Below are 17,944 nucleotides of genomic sequence, written 5' to 3'. Positions count from 1 at the left end.
TGCAGACTATTCATTTGCTCAGTCAGAGCTTTCACATCTCTTTCAGTGAAATAAAGCGGTAATCGAAATGCGGACCAGTCCAGTGGAAAATGGTGAAATTTCCCCGGTTCATACTGTGCATATCAATAGTTATTGCCGTTAATGCAATACTTCAGGTATTCCCGTGTTCGATCTTTGATATCGAAAATGGGGAAACGACGGAAAAACTGCTTTCGTCGTGAGGTTCCCCTTCTCTGTCAGGAGAAGGGGAATACCCGGCTAGAGGCTACCAGCGATAGTTATGTAGTCAGTATATAGCTGCGGTGCACCAGAAAAAGAGGCCAGCTCGCGCCATTCGTCGTACATCCTTTCGCTTTCCTGGTGTTCTTTAACGAACTGCAGTGATTTTTCAGTGGAAACGTCCAGCCCGGGATGGAAAGAGTTCAGCGATGCCAGGCTTTCAATCTCCAGCATTACCAGGTACTGCTCAATGCGGTTACCGCCCGTACCTTTGAGCATATGGAATTTCCACCCGGGATAATCGTCAATCCGGTGGACATTGTTAAGGATAAAGTCATCAAAGGTCTGAGATGAAACACCTGAACGCAACGCCAGATTATGCAGACCTACGACGCGTTTGACCGGTTCCCGTCCCTCCCGACGCTGATAATTTGCCCCTTCTGGCAGGGAACTATGTTCATTTTCAGCCAGTAGCCTGTAAGTCGAGAAAATAGTGGGCAATTCACCAAACGTTGCGAAGGTCTTCCAGGTGCCGATCAGCTCCACACCTTCAGGATGGTCGCGCCAGAACGCGCGCGCCTGCTCAGTTTGCTCACCGTGGTCATCAATGTAGCGCGCGTAGCATTCGGCATTCTCTGCCTCGTACAACATCAAATATTGGTTCTGACGTTCGCCACGCAGGCCCTTAAGTAGGGTCCATCGCCAGCCGGGATAAGCTGGAATATGCACACCCTTCTCCTGTAAAAACGTTTCGAATGTCTCTTCAGTGACACCCTTTTTCAGGTTAAGGCCAACATAGTGGAGACTGAAAACTGCTGATGAAGATTGACTCATAAAAATTCCTGTTTAGTTAACGCTGACGAGAAACAAGCTGCGAACCGAGTGCCACAAAAAAAAGCAGTAACAGTGCGCCGCTGAAGGTGATAGCGAGTCCGATATAGTGGGCGATAAAGCCGATAAGAGCAGGCCCGGCAAGCAGGCCGCTGTATCCGAAAAGCGTGACGGCAGGGATAGCAAAATCGGGGGAAATTTCCGGCTGGTTTCCGGCTAACGTGAAGAGGATGGGGATGATGTTTGACAGTCCCGCCCCCACCAGGATAAATCCAGGCAACGCGCCCCAGCGTGTAAAGACGAGTAACACAATTCCTGCGCAGGCAATAGCACAACCGAGTAACAGCAGAGATTTGCCACCCAGAGAGCCAGCCAGCCGGTCACCGCTCAGGCGTCCAAGAGCAACAGTGATGGAATAGAGGGTGTAGCCGAAGCCCGCAAGCGAAACGCTCATCCCCCGCTCTGACGTCATGAAGACCGCCGACCAGTCCAGCATTGCGCCTTCGAGCATAAAGACAAAAAAACAGAGAACCGCGATAACCAGAACGGGAGGATGACACAATACGCGAAGCGTTTCGCATTTGCCGCCTGTTGCATCGCTCTGTTTCGGCAAAATGTAGCGGGAATACGTCGCGAGAAGCAGAGCCAACAAAACGGAGATAGCGCAAACGGAAAGCAGAGGCGTTGCATCCAGCCACAGGAAGAGACTGACACTTCCCGCCCCGACGATACTACCGATACTATAAAATCCATGGAAGCCGGACATTTTCGCCTGCTCGCTTTCCTGCTCAACAACAACTGCGTGGGCATTCATCGCGACATCGAGCATGCCGTTAAACGTGCCGAACAGCAGCAATGACATCACCATTGTACTGCGCTGGTCAAATAGCATCAGCAGCGGTAAATCAACAGCAAGTCCCAACACGCCAAGAATAATCAGGCGGCGACAGCCAAATTTTTTAATTATACTGCCGATAAATGGCATAATTAACATTGAACCAGCGGCAATGCAAAATAGCAGCAACCCCAAAGTACTATCGTTAAGATTAAGCCGTGTTTTAACGAAGGGAATCAGCGGAGCCCAGGATGACATCGCTAGCCCGGCAATAAAAAATATAGCGCGCGTAGCATTCTGCTCCCGTGACTGAATATACACCAGGGAAGGTTTTGAATTAATTTCCATAGTAAGTTAACAACTCATCTCTGTTAATTCATTGCACGCTTTATGGCGAATGAATATGCTTCTGTATCGTGTCTGGTCCTTCAGACACGTATCCCCATAATGATTAATTAAGGTTTTCAGCTACCGAGATATAGTCGGTATAAATTTGCGGTGAACCGGAAAATGACGCAAGTTTTTTCCACTCTTCGTACATTTGTTTGGTATCCCGGTGCGCTTTGGCAAACTTAGCCGCTTCATCCGTGGCAATATCCGGTTCGGGATAAAAGACATCCAGCGCCTCCAGGCTGGCGATTTCCATCAGAACCACATATTGATCGAGCCGGTTACCGCGTTCTCCTTTTAACAGCCGGAATTTCCAGTCGGGATAATCTTCAATACGGTGATGATTATCTGCAATGAAACTTTCGAACTGCTCTGCACTGATGTTCGGGCGCAGCGCGAGATTATGAATACCAATTACCCTCGCAACAGGGGGCTGATGCTGATAGCGGGGCCCGGGCAGAACGGTGCTTTTTTTATTCTCAGCCAGCAGGCGATAATCGGTGAACAGCGTTGGTAACTCGCTGAAGGTGCCATAGCCACGCCATTCAGCCAGCAGCGTTTCTGCCTCAGGATGTTGTAGCCAGAACTGCCGGGCAAGCGCTGTCTGGTTGCCGTCAGCGGTCACGTAGCGGTCACGCAATTCTGCACTTTCAATTTCAAACAACATCAGATATTGCCCGGCACGTTCACCGCGCAGCCCACGAAGTAGCGTCCAGCTCCAGCCCGGGTAGCAGGGAATATGCACACCTTTGTTCCGGACAAACGTTTCAAACGCCTGCGGAGTAATGCCAGCTTCAGTGTCGATGGCGATATAATACAGGCTGAAAACCGGCGAGGTTGAAGAATGGTTCATGGTTTACTCCTGCCCGGCATCGGTTAAGGTGAATTGGGTATTAATGATCGCTTCTACAAGCGTCGTGCCTACTGGCGTCAGAGTAACTACACCCTGCTCGATAACTACCAGCTTTTTCTCCTGCAGCTTTTCCAGCGTGGTTTTGATGATGTGGTTTTTTAAAAAGCTTTTACCGCCAAAGCGTTTCGAGAATACGATGTCATCAACCGGGATCAACGTGGAGAGCGCCATTTTGAAAGCGTTCACTTCGCGCTGCCCGGGCGAGATGCCATGGCTTTTTTCAATCGGCAGGCGGCCCTCATCGAGGTACTGCTTATATTGTTTATAGTGGGTGATATTAATGGCTTCAGCGCGGGTGCATTTTGAACTGCCGCCCAGACCTATAGCCACCTCAGGATATTGCTTATCGAGGTCGGTAATCAGCCCCTTCCATTTTTCAGCTTCGAGGTGATTCTGGTGGAAATACATCGTCGGGTGTTCGCGATAGTTCTCTTTGAAGTATTTCTCTATCAGCTCACGCATTTGGTATTGCTTGCCCAGTCCCGGAAAGGTCATACCATTCGTCCCGATAAGCCCTTTCTTTTGCCAGAGGCTTTCGCGTTCTCCGGAAACGCCGGTGCGCGTTTTCATAAACTCTTCCATGTGTAGCTTGGTACATACCACATGCGAGAGATCAAGCGCCAGGATGCGTTCCATATCGTATTTCACATCATCCACGGTCTGGCCCAGCATACCGTAGATAAGATCAACGCTTACCCAGTCGATGCCCTGTTCCCGAGCACAGCGAATGGTCTCTTCACACTCATCGGCGGTGTGCTGGCGGCCACTGGAGGCAATGATGGCATCGTTAAAGGATTGAGCCCCAAAGCTGATTTTGCTGAAGCCCAGCTCTTTCAGAATGCCGAGATATTCACGGTTCAGCGTTCCAGGCTCACCTTCAAAGCGAAGCGTCGCTGCGGAGAAATTGAAATGCGTGTAATAGAAGTCCATAAGTCGGCGCAACTCAGGCTCCGGGAGCAGGGAAGGCGTGCCGCCGAAAATATTGAACTCGCCAATTTCCGCCTTTGCCAGACTCGGCACTTTTTCCAGCCACATTCTGGCTTCTTTAATATTGTAATCAACCAGATCCCGGAATATCCCCTCAGCCGACGCTGACTCCGGATTCAGAATAACCGTCGGGAACTGGCAGAAATGGCAGCGATACCGGCAGGTAGGAATATAAGCCCAAAGATGGATCTGTTTTGCTTCGCGAATGTCCTGTTCCATATCGGAAAAAAAGGACTCGAGCGGGTAGTTCTCGATATCACCAGGAAAGACGTGGCAGCCAAATGGATCTTTGTGGACATAATCCAAAAATTCCCGGTTTTCAGGCTGTAAAAGAAAATGGTACACCGCCGGAACCGGGTAAGCAGGATCGAGATCTTTTAATGATGCAATAGCGTCATTATCCATCAAAATACCCCCCCATTGGCAAAGTAGTTATGGGCTTCACCGGACTCGCGATCTTCACAGAAATACCAGACAAAACGTTCAAAATCTTTTTCAGCTACATCTTCAAAACAGGCCGGCAGTGGCGGTGCAAAGCCAATGTCTTCCCCGACCGCTTTGCGCAAGGCAGCAAATATCTCGTGGCGGAATTCGAAGTAAAGCCGATAGGCCGGCGTTTTATAGCTATGAATAGGTTTGAAGTCGATGATGCTCATTTCGCGTTTAATGGCATGAATGCGCTGATAAAGCCGATCTGCAACTGAAGGTGAGAAGAAATTTCGTACGCACTCATTTTCTAATAAAATATGCGGATTGAGCAGTACCGGCAGAATGATATTCTTCGGAATGTAATCCTTTATTGAGTATTCCCATCCCTGCCTGGCCTGCTCTTCATTAAGATCAACAAGGGTATTTTTTTGCTGGGAAACGTCCGGACGAACGTCTTTCATAATAATAATGCCGTCGCTGCCGTAAGCGATGCCGTTAATCACGTCATCAATGATGGTATCCACGCGGCGGCTGTTAATTTCAACAAAAGATTCTTTGGCATAAACCGGTTTGCCGCCAAAGGCAATAACTTTAATACCAAAATCCCAGTCGTCGGAAAGATGTTCAACAAAACGACCTTTTTCCAGCTGATAAAATATTTCGACTCCGCCAATTTTTTCATAGAGTCCGCGCTCTACGGCAAAGCCCTTTCCATCCGGAAAACCACCAAACAGCGAGAATGAAACGTCGCGGCAGCTCAGGGTTTTCTGGATTTCTCGAAACAGATTTGGCCGCTGCAGGAAAACATCGCGATTGTAGTAATAATTACAGGTGCCCAGATCGCCATCATCAGCAATCATTTTTTCTATCAGCGCATGCAACCAGTAGGGATCAACGGTGCAATCCGCATCGGCTGAGACAATATAATGCTTATTGCTTTTTCCCAACCGGGCATCGCGAGCGCGTGAGCGCAGGGACGCATAATCCATACCGCATTTACGAGCCGAAGAGACACCCTGAATTTTCTCCTGAATAATATGCACATCCATAGCTGGATATTTTTCTTTGAACTGATTTATCTTCTCAACTGAATCATCACGAGAATTGTTATCTACAATAATGATTTCATACGAATCATGCGTAATTAATCTGCCATGAGTTTGTTGATTAAATAATGATGCTAATACCTCATAAATCCTGTCACTTTCATTGTAAACAGGCAGTACTACTGAGACAAAAATGTTATCGCGCATATTTACTCCTGGTGCGGTTATATTAAGAATATCCATAACGTTGTTAGAAAGTATTCTTTTGCCAATGGCAAAATTCTTCGCGGCAATTCGATCCATTTCCGGTTTATTTGTCAGCAGTAAAAAGACTTCATTGATAAAATCCTCGTCAGGAAGACCGTCCTCACCATCTGATATTTTCATTACCGGGGCTTCGAAACCGTGCTGGCCGTAAACTTCTGTGTAGTATTCGTAGTGGGTGGAGATGTAACAGCGGTGGCTACTGATGGCTTCGCCGATCGGATTTCCATAGCTGTCGTAGTCCCATGAGGTAAGGAATGAGACCACATCACAGGAATGATAGAGATCCTCAATTGTGATTTTGCCCTGGCTCATCGGCATAAAATTATGGTGTAGCGGGCCAAGAAACTTCACGCAGGAGCCGACATCCAGCCTATGGATTAATTGTTCAAGATCTGCGGTATGTCCGGGATGTTCGTGAGTATCACCAGCAATCAGCAACCACACCGTTTTATCAATGTTATGCTCTCTGAACAGGTGGTTAAGACGCTGAATCAGCACTACGTCACGGTCCAGGCGTTTCTGCGGAATGATGCGTGTTGTTCTGGCGATGACAATATCCTGTGCAGGAATATCCAGCGAAGCACGAATATTTTTCAGGGACTGCTGAGGGGTAAAACTGTAAGTATTTTTGACGACGTGAATATTTACTTCCCGCTTGCACCAGTGCTCCAGTTTCTCTTTAAGATCGTTGTTCAGCGTGACGTAACTAATGAAGGGGGATTTCACCGGCTTAATTGCATGGTGGTACGGCGGCAAGCCGTATTTCATAATATTTTTTTCGCTGTTCCACATCAGATCGTGATCTCGCCAGATAACGAAATTCTTAAGCTGATGACGACGACCATACTGCTCTATGGCGAGATAAAGTGCTCTGGTGTAGATAATATTTTCAGGAAGCGTACCGTTTTCAACAATAACGATACAGATTTGCAGTTGTTCCCACTGATGAACGATTCTCTCCGCTAAAGCCCGTGATGATTCGTCTGCGGCTTTGATAATATTTGATTTTTCCTCAGGAGATACAGCGAGCTTTTCTCCGATCAGCACGGCATGGATTTTATTAATGAATTCGGGGGAGTAATGTGGAACAGAAGTAATATCATTGATACGTGTCAACGTAAACACATCGTTATAAATCTCGTGTTCATGACCGTAGGGTTTATTAAAATTGCCTTTGTCGACTTTGATATCGTAACCGAGATCAAGATAGGACTTAATACCTTTCTGCTTAAGACTTTGTGAAATTTTCAACGCTTCCACCGTAATACCCGATACGGCTACGGCATCGAAAGAAATAAACATTGCATATCTTTGCCCGAAGACATCCATAATGACTTTCTCCTCCTTCATTTATTGAATGGCATTCTTTAGTTCAGTTAATAAAACTCTCGTGAAATTTTTTAGTACTTTCACAACTTATTACTTTGACGATCGTGACAAGTAAAGGCATCCCGTTTTCAAAATCACCGTACAACTTCAAAAAAAGTCCAGATGAATGTGGCCAAAACCTTCGATATCTTTTCAGTCTTCATCCCCCGCGATAACTGCGAAGATAATCAGAATAAAAAAAATACGTTCAATCTGACTTAGATCGGATTTATTCATGAGCGCAGCACCGCAAAGAGTTCAAGACTCACATCCCCCAGCGAACGCGGGGTATAGAAGGTGCAGCTGAGGGATTTGCCGGGAGACCTGCTCCGGGGTGAAATCGTTCATGCTCTGAAAGATCAGGCTGATGGTGTCTTCGCTGCCGTCATCGGCCAACGTGTTTTTAACTGTCAGGTCGCCCGCCACCAGTAATTTCAGTGGGAGCCCGGTTTTCTTGCTGGCTCCCCCTGTATGCAGTCCAGGCTTCAGATTAATACGTGCCTTTGGCACTTCATTCTGGAAACTATCAGCCATCTCATCATCCCTCGGTTTATCGCTGCCTGCACTTTCAGACTAAAGTGATTTACGCGATATAATAGAATAATAATCGGCTTAGGATCAAACATTCAGATCTTTAATCGTTATATAGAAATTTCTTAAGAACTTTCTACTAAATGTTAATGAATGGTTGTGACGTCATAGCTGTGTAATGAACTACCCCCAGCGCAAAAAAAACATTTATGTCGCAGTAGTAAAAACAAACGGAAAGTTGTTAATAAAATGTTCTTGTATTGATTTGCATCAATATCAGGGAGATAAAACTACCCATGCTTTTTTAAAAATATGGTTTTAGATCAGAAAGAGATAAAAGGGGCAGAAAGTCATAGCCTTGCTTGAGGTGGGAAACACAGCAATAGCCATAATGAACACATCAGAAACATAAGTGGTTTTATGTCCCGGCGGAGAACGTTTCATTTACTGTCAGTTGAACCCAGTAAGGCCGACAGGTTAATTACAGAACGCCTGAAACAGGCGCTGGCGATATACTGTCAGCATCCGCAGTCCCGGTTATTTCGCTTCTGTACCGGAAAACATAGATTGATTAAAGGTTCGATTCCTGAAGGGACATACTGATATTCTGTCCCCGACTATTTCCCCCTTTATTCACGCCCCCTCCAGCGCATACTTTTTAATTTTGCGATAGAGCGTAGCGATACCAATCCCCAGCACATCCGCCGCCTGCTTTTTATTGCCGTAACGCGAGAGCGCATCAAAGATCATCTGCCGCTCCATCTCCTCCAGCGCCGTAACGCTATCTGCCCGCCCTTCGGCTGCTGTAACATGCGCGCCGGTTCCGTTCACGTTGTCGCTGCTCAACAGATTGGGCGGTAAGAGCGAGATATCAATAATCTCCCCGGAGGGAACGACGTTGACCAGGTACTCCATCAGGTTGCTAAGCTCGCGGATATTGCCCGGCCAGCGGTAGCGTTGCAGAAAAGCCACCACCTCCGGCGCAACGCCCGGGTAGACCAGATCCAGCCGGTGCGTATGCAGATGAAGAAAGTAGTGGATCAGCAGTTCGATATCTTCCTGGCGCTCGCGCAGCGGCGGTAAGCGCAGCGGGATCACATTCAGGCGATAGTAGAGATCCTCGCGGAATTTCCCCTCGGCGATAACCTGCGCAAGGTTTTGATTGGTCGCGGAGATAATACGAATATCCACCGGCACCGGGTGACAGGCGCCCACCGGCTGCACTTCCCGCGACTCGATAGCGCGCAACAGCTTTACCTGCAGGGTTAATGGCATATCGCCAATCTCATCGAGAAACAGGGTGCCATGATTTGCCGCCTGAATAAGTCCCGTTTTGCCATTGGCCGATGCACCGGTAAACGCGCCTTTAACGTAGCCGAACAGCTCGCTCTCCAGAAGATGCTCCGGGATCGCCGCGCAGTTGATAGCGACAAAAGGTTTGACGCTGCGGTCACTCAGTTTATGGATCGCTCTGGCGACCACCTCCTTGCCGGTACCGCTCTCGCCAACAATCATCACGCTTGAGGGGACCGGCGCGACGCGGTGAATCAGCTTTTTCAACTGCCGCATCGGGCGGCACTCCCCGATCAGGCTCTCAATTAAGGGCTCCTCATGGGCTGCGCTTAATTCTGCTGACGAGTGGGACTGGTGAAAGGCCATTAAAAATAACCACTGATCCTGAACCGCATGCAGCTGGCCGATGATAAGCTCTTTCTTATCATCGAATGAAACGACGTGCAGCATATGGCCGTGGCGGAAATGGTCTTCAAAGGTCAGCGGACGAAAGTGAATACTCTTGCCAATCATATTTCCTGCGGAGGCACCGATAATTTTCAGCGCCGAAGGGTTAGCGAATTTAATTTTATGATCGTGGCCGACCACCAGCACGCCCTGATCCATAAATTCAATCATGGTCAAAAAGACTTTCTGAATATTATCGTTACTGGAGAGATCCTGAAGAAAACGCGAGACAAATATCGACGAGACATGACGAACATAATCTGAGAAGGCCTGAATATTATCGTTTATGCGAAGTTGCTGCTCATGGGTTAACGCCACCAGGCTAATCACCCCGACACACTGCCCATGATAGATAACCGGGGTGCCGATAAAGGCCTTCTCTTTGCAGTTCGCTTTGCTGTGGCAGCCGTTGCAGAAGGGATCGAAGCGCGAGTGGGTAACCACCTTCTCCTTTTTTGTCTCAACAATGTGGCGCAATAGTTGTGAACTTGTATTTAATTTACGCCCAATTTGCGTATCAAAAATTCCCGTTCCGGCGACCCTGCATAATGAATTATCAACAATTTCCACTTCCAGTTGCAGAACGCTCGCCAGCATTCCGGCGAATTTTTGTATCTTAGGTTGAATCTGCATCAAAATGGAGGGCGTGGTGGATGGAATCATAATCGTCCTTATTTATTGCTCACAAACTTTTAACAGCATCTTTCCGCTCTGCTTTCCTTTATCGCAGGATAACACTCCCCTTCACTTATTACGGAATAACCACACCCAACCGCTTTGTGACGAATGGTAAATATGTAATAGCTATCACATTTCGCTATCAATTTGATAATTACGCTGCGTGCTTTATCAATTTAGCGGTTATTTCCCGGTTATTTTTCCGGCATTTCCCGTTTCGCCTTTTTATCGCCACCGCATCGTCTCTTCACATGCCGCAGCGTATTGCTTCTTTTCTGCGCAACATCGCAAAAATCCGTGACATTCCTCACATATACCCTGCCCTTTACCCGCCCGCCAGCGCAGCCGGTGGGAAGTGGCACGCTTATTGTTAGGGTGCCACTACACGTTGGCCGTCGCGCGTCACACTCCCCCTGCAACCGCACCGCCACGCGTAAGCCCGTCATTCTTAATCAGGATTGCAAAATGAAAACTGTTAATGAATTAATTAAGGAGATCCGCACCCTTCACTCGCATCTGCATGAGAAAGATTTTTTGCTGACGTGGGAGCAGTCGCCGGATGAGCTGAAGCAGGTACTTGATGTCGCCGCGGCCCTGAAGGCACTGCGTGCAGAAAATATCGCCACCCGCGTATTCAACAGCGGGCTGGGCATTTCGGTGTTCCGCGATAACTCCACCCGCACTCGCTTCTCCTATGCCTCGGCGCTCAATCTGCTCGGCCTTGCACAACAGGATCTTGATGAGGGCAAATCGCAAATTGCCCACGGCGAAACGGTGCGCGAAACCGCCAATATGATCGCCTTCTGCGCAGACGCCATCGGTATTCGTGACGACATGTATCTCGGTGCCGGTAACGCCTGGATGCGGGAAGTGGGCGAAGCGCTGGATGATGGTCATAAACAGGGCGTGCTGCCGCAGCGTCCGGCGCTGATTAATCTGCAATGCGACATTGACCACCCGACCCAGTCGATGGCGGATCTCGCCTGGCTGCGCGAACACTTCGGCTCGCTGGAGGCGCTGAAGGGCAAAAAAATCGCCATGACCTGGGCCTACTCGCCAAGCTACGGCAAACCCCTCTCGGTACCGCAGGGGATCATCGGGCTGATGACGCGTTTTGGAATGGATGTCACCCTCGCGCACCCCGACGGCTACGACCTGATCCCGGATGTCATTGAAGTGGCAAAAAGCAATGCCGCAGCTTCGGGCGGCAGCTTCCGCCAGGTCAATGATATGGCAGAAGCGTTTAAGGATGCCGATATCGTCTACCCGAAATCCTGGGCGCCCTACACGGTGATGGAGCAGCGCACCGAGTTACTGCGCGCCAGCGATCATCAGGGGCTGAAAGCGCTGGAGCAGCACTGCCTGGCGCAGAACGCCCGCCATAAAGAGTGGGAGTGTACCGAAGCGCTGATGGCGACCACCCGCAACGGCGAGGCGCTCTATATGCACTGCCTGCCGGCGGATATCAGCGGCGTCTCCTGCGACGAAGGCGAAGTCGCGGCTGAGGTGTTCGAAAAATACCGCATTGCCACCTACAAAGAGGCGAGCTGGAAGCCCTACATCATCGCCTCAATGATCCTCTGTCGCAAATATGCCGAGCCGGGCCAGCTGCTGGAACAGCTGTTTACCGACGCGCAAAAACGCATTTTGTAACCGCCCGGCTAGCCAGTCGGCCACTTACTGTTTCTGACATTATGGAGAAGGTTAGAACATGTCCGCTCTTCCATTGCGTATCAATATTGCCGAAAACCACTTCTTTACCGGCGAAGCCTCGCCGCGCTTCACCCGCCAGCAGGCGCAGCAGGCGCGCCAGTTCCATCAAAAGCTGGCGGGCTATCAGCCCACCCCGCTCTATGCCCTGAACGCGCTGGCGGCGTGCGTCGGTGTGGATACGATTCTGGTGAAAGATGAGTCGCAGCGCTTCGGCCTTAACGCCTTCAAAATGCTCGGCGGCGTTTACGCCATCGCGCAGCTGTTGTGCGAGAAATATCATCTTGATATCAACGCCTTCTCCTTTGAGCAGGTCAAAGCGATCGCCAAAGAGAAGCTCACCTTTGCTACCTGCACCGATGGCAACCACGGGCGCGGCGTCGCCTGGGCGGCGCAGCAGCTTGGGCAGAACGCCGTTATCTATATGCCAAAAGGCTCCGCGCAGGCGCGGGTCGATGCCATTTTGCGCCTCGGCGCTGAGTGCATCGTCACCGATATGAATTACGACGATACCGTGCGCTTTACCCTGCAACGGGCGCAAAAAAATGGCTGGGAGGTGGTGCAGGATACCGCCTGGCCCGGCTACACCAAAATCCCCACCTGGATAATGCAGGGCTACGCCACGCTGATTGATGAAGCGATCGAACAGATGGCCGCGATGGGCACGCCCCGCCCCACTCACGTTTTCCTGCAAGCGGGCGTCGGCGCAATGGCGGCCAGCGTCCTCAACTACCTGGCAGAAACCTTTGATGCCCGGCATCTGCACAGCGTGATTATTGAGCCGGAGCGGGCCGACTGCCTCTACCGCTCCGCCGTGAAGGGGGAGATCGTCAAGGTCGGCGGCGAGATGGAGACCATTATGGCGGGTCTTGCCTGCGGCGAACCCAACCCGCTCGGCTGGACGATCCTGCGCAACTGCGCCAGCCAGTTTATCGCCTGTGAAGATGCCGTCGCCGCGCTGGGCATGCGTGTGCTCGGCCATCCGCTGGGTGACGATCCGCGCATCATCTCCGGCGAATCCGGCGCCGTCGGCGCGGGTCTGCTCGCCGCCATCCCGCTACACCCGCAAGGCGAGTCGCTGAGAAAAAGCTTACAGCTTAATCGCGACTCGGTGGTGCTGCTGATCAGCACCGAAGGCGATACCGACGCACAGCACTACCGCGAGGTGGTGTGGGCAGGCAAGCATCCTGCGGCTGAATAATTTCCCCGGCGTTACCGCCAGGCGGCAAGCGTCATAACAGGAGAAGAGAACAATGGGTAAAGCTATCCCGTTTAAACAGATTGTTGAAAAAGCACACCACTACGAAGCGGAGATGACACGCTTCTTGCGCGATATGATCGCCATCCCCAGCGAAAGCTGCGATGAGAAGCGCGTCGTTCACCGCATCAAAGAGGAGATGGAGCGTGTCGGCTTCGACAAAGTGGAGATCGACCCGATGGGCAATGTGCTCGGCTATATCGGTCACGGCCCGCGGCTGCTCGCCATGGATGCGCATATTGATACGGTCGGCGTCGGCAATATCAAAAACTGGGGCTTTGACCCCTATCACGGGATTGAAACCGATGAGCTGATCGGCGGGCGCGGCGCCTCCGATCAGGAGGGCGGCATGGCCTCGATGGTCTACGCCGGAAAAATCATCAAAGATCTCGGCCTTGAGGATGAGTATACCCTGCTGGTGACCGGTACCGTGCAGGAGGAGGATTGCGACGGGCTTTGCTGGCAGTACATCATTGAGCAGTCCGGCATTCGCCCGGAGTTTGTCGTCAGCACTGAACCGACCGATTGCCAGATCTATCGCGGCCATCGCGGGCGCATGGAGATCCGCGTCGATGTGCATGGCGTCAGCTGTCATGGCTCCGCGCCGGAGCGCGGCGATAACGCCATCTTCAAAATGGCTCCGATTCTCGGCGAGCTTGAGAAGCTGTCGCAACGTCTGGGAAATGACGATTTTCTCGGCAAAGGCACGCTCACCGTCTCGGAGATCTTCTTCACCTCACCAAGCCGCTGCGCGGTGGCGGACAGCTGCGCCATCTCTATCGATCGTCGCCTCACCTGGGGCGAAAGCTGGGAAGGCGCGCTGGAGGAGATCCGCGCGCTGCCCGCGGTGAAAAAGGCCGAAGCGGTGGTGTCGATGTACAGCTATGACCGCCCGTCGTGGACCGGGCTTATCTACCCTACCGAGTGCTACTTCCCGACGTGGAAAGTGGAAGAGGATCATTTCACCGTGCGCGCGCTCTACAACGCCTATGAGGGATTGTTCGGCAGCGCGCCGGTGGTTGATAAGTGGACCTTCTCCACTAACGGCGTCTCGATTATGGGGCGGCACGGCATTCCGGTGATCGGTTTTGGCCCCGGTAAAGAGCCGGAAGCCCATGCACCGAATGAGAAGACCTGGAAGTCGCATCTGGTCACCTGCGCGGCGATGTATGCCGCGATCCCGCTGAGCTGGCTGGCGACTGCGTAGTTTGTCGATGTCACGCCCGCTTGATTTGGCGGCGGGCGTTATGGAGTCTCTATGCGCGTACTGATTAAAAATGGCCTTATCGTGAACGCTGACAAGAGAGCCTGCGCGGATCTGCTTATCGATGCCGGGCGGGTTAAGCAGATAGCCAGCACGATTGAGGCCGATGCCGCCTGCAAAGTGATTGATGCCGCGGGCTGTTATGTGATGCCCGGTGGCGTCGATGTTCACACCCATTTCAATATTGATACCGGGCTTGCCCGCAGCTGCGACGACTTCTTTACCGGCACCCGCGCGGCGGCCTGCGGTGGCACCACCACGGTGGTGGATCATATGGGCTTTGGCCCGCCCGGCTGCCATCTGCGCCACCAGCTCGGCGTTTACCATAACTATGCCGCCTATAAAGCGGTGATCGACTACAGCTTTCACGGCGTGATCCAGCATGTGAACCACGGCATTCTCGATGAGATCCCGATGATGGTGGAGAGTGGCATCAGCAGTTTCAAACTCTATCTCACCTACCAGTACAAGCTGAACGATGATGAGATTTTGCAGGCGATGCGCCATCTGCATCTGGCGGGTGCGCTGACCACCGTCCACCCGGAGAACGATGCCGCCATCGCCCAGCGCCGCGCGGCGTTTCTCAATGCCGGGAAAACTGCGCCGCGCTACCACGCTCTGAGCCGTCCGCCGGAGTGCGAAGCGGAAGCGATCGCCAGAGTGATTAACCTCGCGCGGCTGGCCGGGGATGCGCCGCTCTATATCGTGCACCTCTCCAATCAACTGGGGCTGGAGTACCTGCGTCTGGCCCGCGCGCAGCAGCAGCCGGTATGGGTGGAGACCTGCCCGCAGTATCTGCTGCTCGACGAGCGCTGCTACGAACGCCAGGACGCGCTGAAGTATCTGCTCAGCCCGCCGCTGCGTAACGCCCGCCACAATGATGCGCTGTGGGGCGGCATTGCCGATGGCGCGATCGATACCGTCGCCACCGATCACTGCGCCTTTTCGCTGACGCAGCGCCAGACCCTCTCCGGCGGCGATTTTAGCCGCTGCCCGAACGGGCTGCCGGGAGTGGAAAACCGCCTGCTGCTGCTCTTCTCCTACGGGGTGATGACCGGGCGCATCTCGCCCGAGCGCTTTGTGGCGCTCATCAGCGCCAACCCGGCCAAACTGTTCGGCATGTGGCCGCAAAAAGGGCTATTGGCTCCCGGTGCGGATGGCGATGTGGTGATTATCGATCCGCAGCGCACCACCACCATTCGCCACGACCGGCTGCATGACAATGCGGACTACTCGCCGTGGGAGGGGTTTATCTGCCAGGGGGCGATCCGCCAGACCCTGTCGCGCGGGCGGGTGATCTTCGATAACGGCGTCTTTACCGGCAGCGCCGGTCAGGGGCGCTTTTTACGCCGCCAACCCTTTCAGCCGCTTACGCTGCCGTCAGCGGAGCCGTTGCTACCAGAGAGTGTGCTATGAAGAAAAAGATTGTTCTTGCCCTCGGCGGAAATGCGCTCGGGTGCGATCTCGCCGGGCAGATGCAGGCGCTACAGCAGACCGCGCAGTCCATTGCAGAGCTGGTCGCCCTGGGGCACCAGGTGGTGATCACCCACGGTAACGGTCCGCAGGTAGGCATGATCACCCTCGCTTTCGAGGCCGCCGCCAGAACCGAGGCGCACACGCCGATGCTGCCGATGTCGGTCTGCGTCGCCCTGAGCCAGGGCTATATTGGCTACGATCTGCAAAACACCCTGCGTGAAGCCCTGCTCGCCCGTAACCTCGATATTCCCGTCGCTACGGTGATAACCCAGGTGGAAGTGGCGGCGGGCGATGCCGCCTTCAGCCAGCCGGACAAACCGATTGGCTCCTTCTTTTCCGAAGCTGAAGCGCAGGCGCTTATCCGCCAGGGTTACACCATGAAGGAGGATGCCGGGCGCGGCTACCGGCGGGTTGTCGCCTCGCCAAAACCGGTTGATATCATTGAAAAAGAGACGGTAAAAGCGCTGATGGCCGCCGATCAGGTGGTGATCACCTGCGGCGGCGGCGGTATTCCGGTGGTGCGTGAGGGGCAGCATCTGCGCGGCGTCAGCGCGGTAATCGATAAGGACTGGGCCAGCGCCACGCTCGCCGCCATGATCGATGCCGATATGTTGATCATTCTTACCGCCGTGGAGAAAGTGGCGCTGCACTTCGGCAAACCCAACCAACAACTGCTCGACAGGCTCTCCGTCAGGGATGCGGAGCGTTTTATCGCCGAAGGCCACTTCGCCGCAGGCTCAATGCTGCCGAAGGTGGAGGCCGCCGTCGCCTTTGCCCGCTCGCGGCCTGGCCGCCAGGCGCTGATCACCGGGCTACGCCAGGCGAAAGCGGGCATTGAGGGCAAAACCGGTACGCTGATTAGCCAGTAACCAGCGGCCGGGCTTGCCCAATCAGCTGACCGCGATCGGCGTTTCACTCTGTTGGTGTGCGGGCACGTTGAGGCCGAGCAGCCCGCCCGCCGCACGGTTTTTTACCTGCAGGATCTCCGCCAGCACGCTGATGGCGATCTCCTGCGGCGTCTCGGCACCAATGTCATACCCCACCGGCGCACGCAGGCGGGCAAGCGCGCTGTCGCTGACGCCCGCATCGCGCAGCTGGCGCAGAAAGGATTGCACCTTACGCCGACTCGACAGCAGTCCGAGCCACGCGACCGGCTGGCTAATCAGCAGCTCCAGCGCCTCACGATCCTGGTTATGGGTGGCGATCAGCACGTAGTCCTGCGGCTGAATAGCAAGGTTATCGAGCACCTCGACAAAGTTTTGCCCATACACCAGCCGAATGGAGGGGAGGAAGGCATCAGAGGTGAGGCTCTGTAAATAGGTGTCGCCAACGGCGATATCAAACCCGAGCGGCACCGCGGCGTGCGCCATCGCGCGGTTAACATGCCCTGCGCCAACCAGCACCAGCCGGGGACGCAGGCCATGTACGCTGATATGCACCGTCATTGCGCCGCCGCAGTCTGCGCCGACCGCATTCTGCCCGCTGCGTGCCATACGGCCATGAAAGACGCGGGCGGTTTTCTCCCGCAGTGCCTCCAGCGCCTCGTTGATAACGTGACGCTCAATCACGCCGCCGCCGATGGTGCCGATGATCGTGCCGTCATCGCGAATCAACATCTGCGCAGTGTGCCGGGGGGCTGACCCACGGCTGTCAATAATCTGCGCCAGGGCAAAAGGCCGGTTCTGCTCTTCAAGCTTTGCTGCTTCTGCAAAAATCGTCATAACATCCTCAAGGTTATTTAGTCCGCGCGTGGCACGCTTTTTCACCTTTGAGTAATGCAATATTTATACTCGTCTGCCGTTTTATTTTTTAAAGCGTGAGCCGCGTCGTAAACGAGCCTGTTATTTGCCTGAAGAGTCATCAGCGATAACAGCGTTAATACGCAGCGGCGGGCAGGAAATTATCACTCTGATAGTTTCTCTGCGCTTTTTGAGAAAATGAAAATCACGCCTGCCTAATAACGGCTTAATAGAGCACCCTCAACCAGCACAACTTTAGATAT

The 17,944-nt window shown here is 52.8% G+C and carries 12 protein-coding genes and 3 pseudogenes; 6 read left to right on the top strand and 9 right to left on the bottom strand.

What is annotated here, in order from left to right; all coding sequences use genetic code 11:
• Positions 1-258 precede the first annotated feature (258 nt).
• From EH164_RS06850 to EH164_RS06825, 7 genes and pseudogenes are all read right to left on the bottom strand, one after another.
• The gene (locus EH164_RS06850) at positions 259-1,053 is read right to left on the bottom strand and encodes a hypothetical protein (RefSeq protein WP_124967729.1); all 795 of its coding nucleotides are present in this window, start codon (positions 1,051-1,053) and stop codon (positions 259-261) included.
• A gap of 16 nt (positions 1,054-1,069) precedes the next feature.
• Complete coding sequence (locus EH164_RS06845; RefSeq protein WP_124967728.1) at positions 1,070-2,233, bottom strand: MFS transporter; 1,164 nt, start codon at positions 2,231-2,233, stop codon at positions 1,070-1,072.
• A 103-nt stretch (positions 2,234-2,336) separates the two neighbouring features.
• Positions 2,337-3,128, bottom strand: a complete 792-nt coding sequence (locus EH164_RS06840) for a hypothetical protein (RefSeq protein WP_124967727.1) — start codon at positions 3,126-3,128, stop codon at positions 2,337-2,339.
• A gap of 3 nt (positions 3,129-3,131) precedes the next feature.
• On the bottom strand, positions 3,132-4,580 hold the full coding sequence (locus EH164_RS06835) for a radical SAM protein (protein ID WP_124967726.1): 1,449 nt from the start codon (positions 4,578-4,580) through the stop codon (positions 3,132-3,134).
• Positions 4,580-7,246, bottom strand: coding sequence for a glycosyltransferase (locus EH164_RS22720; protein ID WP_124971326.1), 2,667 nt, complete (start codon positions 7,244-7,246; stop codon positions 4,580-4,582). Before EH164_RS22720 ends, EH164_RS06835 begins: the two co-directional genes overlap by 1 nt.
• Positions 7,247-7,518: 272 nt before the next feature.
• Positions 7,519-7,590 (bottom strand): annotated as a pseudogene (locus EH164_RS22710) (hypothetical protein); the annotation flags it as partial.
• Positions 7,586-7,819, bottom strand: a pseudogene (locus EH164_RS06825) (type VI secretion system contractile sheath small subunit); the annotation flags it as partial. The pseudogenes EH164_RS06825 and EH164_RS22710, both read right to left, overlap by 5 nt.
• A 417-nt stretch (positions 7,820-8,236) precedes the next feature.
• Between EH164_RS06825 and EH164_RS22905 the strand changes: the two are divergent.
• A complete protein-coding gene (locus EH164_RS22905; protein ID WP_124967725.1) occupies positions 8,237-8,419 on the top strand; it encodes a DUF987 family protein in 183 nt (60 codons plus the stop codon).
• 30 nt (positions 8,420-8,449) lie between these two features.
• Here EH164_RS22905 and EH164_RS06815 read toward each other — a convergent pair whose 3' ends face one another.
• A complete protein-coding gene (locus tag EH164_RS06815) occupies positions 8,450-10,219 on the bottom strand; it encodes a sigma-54-dependent Fis family transcriptional regulator (protein WP_124967724.1) in 1,770 nt (589 codons plus the stop codon).
• Positions 10,220-10,699: 480 nt separating this feature from the next.
• Here EH164_RS06815 and ygeW point away from each other — a divergent pair, with 480 nt between their 5' ends.
• The 5 genes from ygeW to arcC are packed head-to-tail and all read left to right on the top strand — an operon-like array spanning position 10,700 to position 16,811.
• Complete coding sequence (gene ygeW, locus EH164_RS06810; protein WP_124967723.1) at positions 10,700-11,887, top strand: knotted carbamoyltransferase YgeW; 1,188 nt, start codon at positions 10,700-10,702, stop codon at positions 11,885-11,887.
• A gap of 58 nt (positions 11,888-11,945) precedes the next feature.
• Positions 11,946-13,145: a diaminopropionate ammonia-lyase gene (gene dpaL / locus EH164_RS06805; RefSeq protein WP_124967722.1), complete on the top strand. Its 1,200-nt coding sequence runs from the start codon at positions 11,946-11,948 to the stop codon at positions 13,143-13,145.
• A 52-nt stretch (positions 13,146-13,197) separates the two neighbouring features.
• Positions 13,198-14,409 (top strand): YgeY family selenium metabolism-linked hydrolase, encoded by a 1,212-nt coding sequence (locus EH164_RS06800; RefSeq protein ID WP_124967721.1) that lies wholly within the window; start codon positions 13,198-13,200, stop codon positions 14,407-14,409.
• A gap of 51 nt (positions 14,410-14,460) precedes the next feature.
• Entirely contained in the window at positions 14,461-15,882 is a 1,422-nt protein-coding gene (gene hydA, locus EH164_RS06795; protein ID WP_124967720.1) for a dihydropyrimidinase, read from the top strand.
• Positions 15,879-16,811 carry a carbamate kinase gene (gene arcC, locus EH164_RS06790; protein ID WP_124967719.1) on the top strand — a complete coding sequence of 311 codons (933 nt, stop codon included), beginning with the start codon at positions 15,879-15,881 and terminating at the stop codon, positions 16,809-16,811. Before hydA ends, arcC begins: the two co-directional genes overlap by 4 nt.
• Before the next feature lie 75 nt (positions 16,812-16,886).
• On the opposite strand, the pseudogene EH164_RS06785 reads toward arcC, so the two are convergent.
• A pseudogene (locus tag EH164_RS06785) lies at positions 16,887-17,663 on the bottom strand (XdhC family protein); the annotation flags it as partial.
• Between the last annotated feature and the right edge of the window lie 281 nt (positions 17,664-17,944).

It is taken from the genome of Kosakonia sp. CCTCC M2018092 (genome assembly GCF_003864115.1).
In the GTDB taxonomy this organism is placed as follows: domain Bacteria; phylum Pseudomonadota; class Gammaproteobacteria; order Enterobacterales; family Enterobacteriaceae; genus Kosakonia; species Kosakonia cowanii.
Note: the sequence above shows the minus strand (reverse complement) of the source record. Positions and strands in the feature narration are given on the sequence as shown.

What these genes read in the sequence shown, in the direction of transcription:
- EH164_RS06850 (WP_124967729.1), bottom strand. Translation starts at nt 1,053, where the DNA reads ATGAGTCAATCTTCATCAGCAGTTTTCAGTCTCCACTATGTTGGCCTT.
- EH164_RS06835 (WP_124967726.1), bottom strand. Translation starts at nt 4,580, where the DNA reads ATGGATAATGACGCTATTGCATCATTAAAAGATCTCGATCCTGCTTAC.
- EH164_RS22720 (WP_124971326.1), bottom strand. Translation starts at nt 7,246, where the DNA reads ATGGATGTCTTCGGGCAAAGATATGCAATGTTTATTTCTTTCGATGCC.
- EH164_RS06845 (WP_124967728.1), bottom strand. Translation starts at nt 2,233, where the DNA reads ATGGAAATTAATTCAAAACCTTCCCTGGTGTATATTCAGTCACGGGAG.
- EH164_RS06800 (WP_124967721.1), top strand. Translation starts at nt 13,198, where the DNA reads ATGGGTAAAGCTATCCCGTTTAAACAGATTGTTGAAAAAGCACACCAC.
- EH164_RS06840 (WP_124967727.1), bottom strand. Translation starts at nt 3,128, where the DNA reads ATGAACCATTCTTCAACCTCGCCGGTTTTCAGCCTGTATTATATCGCC.
- EH164_RS06815 (WP_124967724.1), bottom strand. Translation starts at nt 10,219, where the DNA reads ATGATTCCATCCACCACGCCCTCCATTTTGATGCAGATTCAACCTAAG.
- dpaL (WP_124967722.1), top strand. Translation starts at nt 11,946, where the DNA reads ATGTCCGCTCTTCCATTGCGTATCAATATTGCCGAAAACCACTTCTTT.
- EH164_RS22905 (WP_124967725.1), top strand. Translation starts at nt 8,237, where the DNA reads ATGTCCCGGCGGAGAACGTTTCATTTACTGTCAGTTGAACCCAGTAAG.
- arcC (WP_124967719.1), top strand. Translation starts at nt 15,879, where the DNA reads ATGAAGAAAAAGATTGTTCTTGCCCTCGGCGGAAATGCGCTCGGGTGC.
- hydA (WP_124967720.1), top strand. Translation starts at nt 14,461, where the DNA reads ATGCGCGTACTGATTAAAAATGGCCTTATCGTGAACGCTGACAAGAGA.
- ygeW (WP_124967723.1), top strand. Translation starts at nt 10,700, where the DNA reads ATGAAAACTGTTAATGAATTAATTAAGGAGATCCGCACCCTTCACTCG.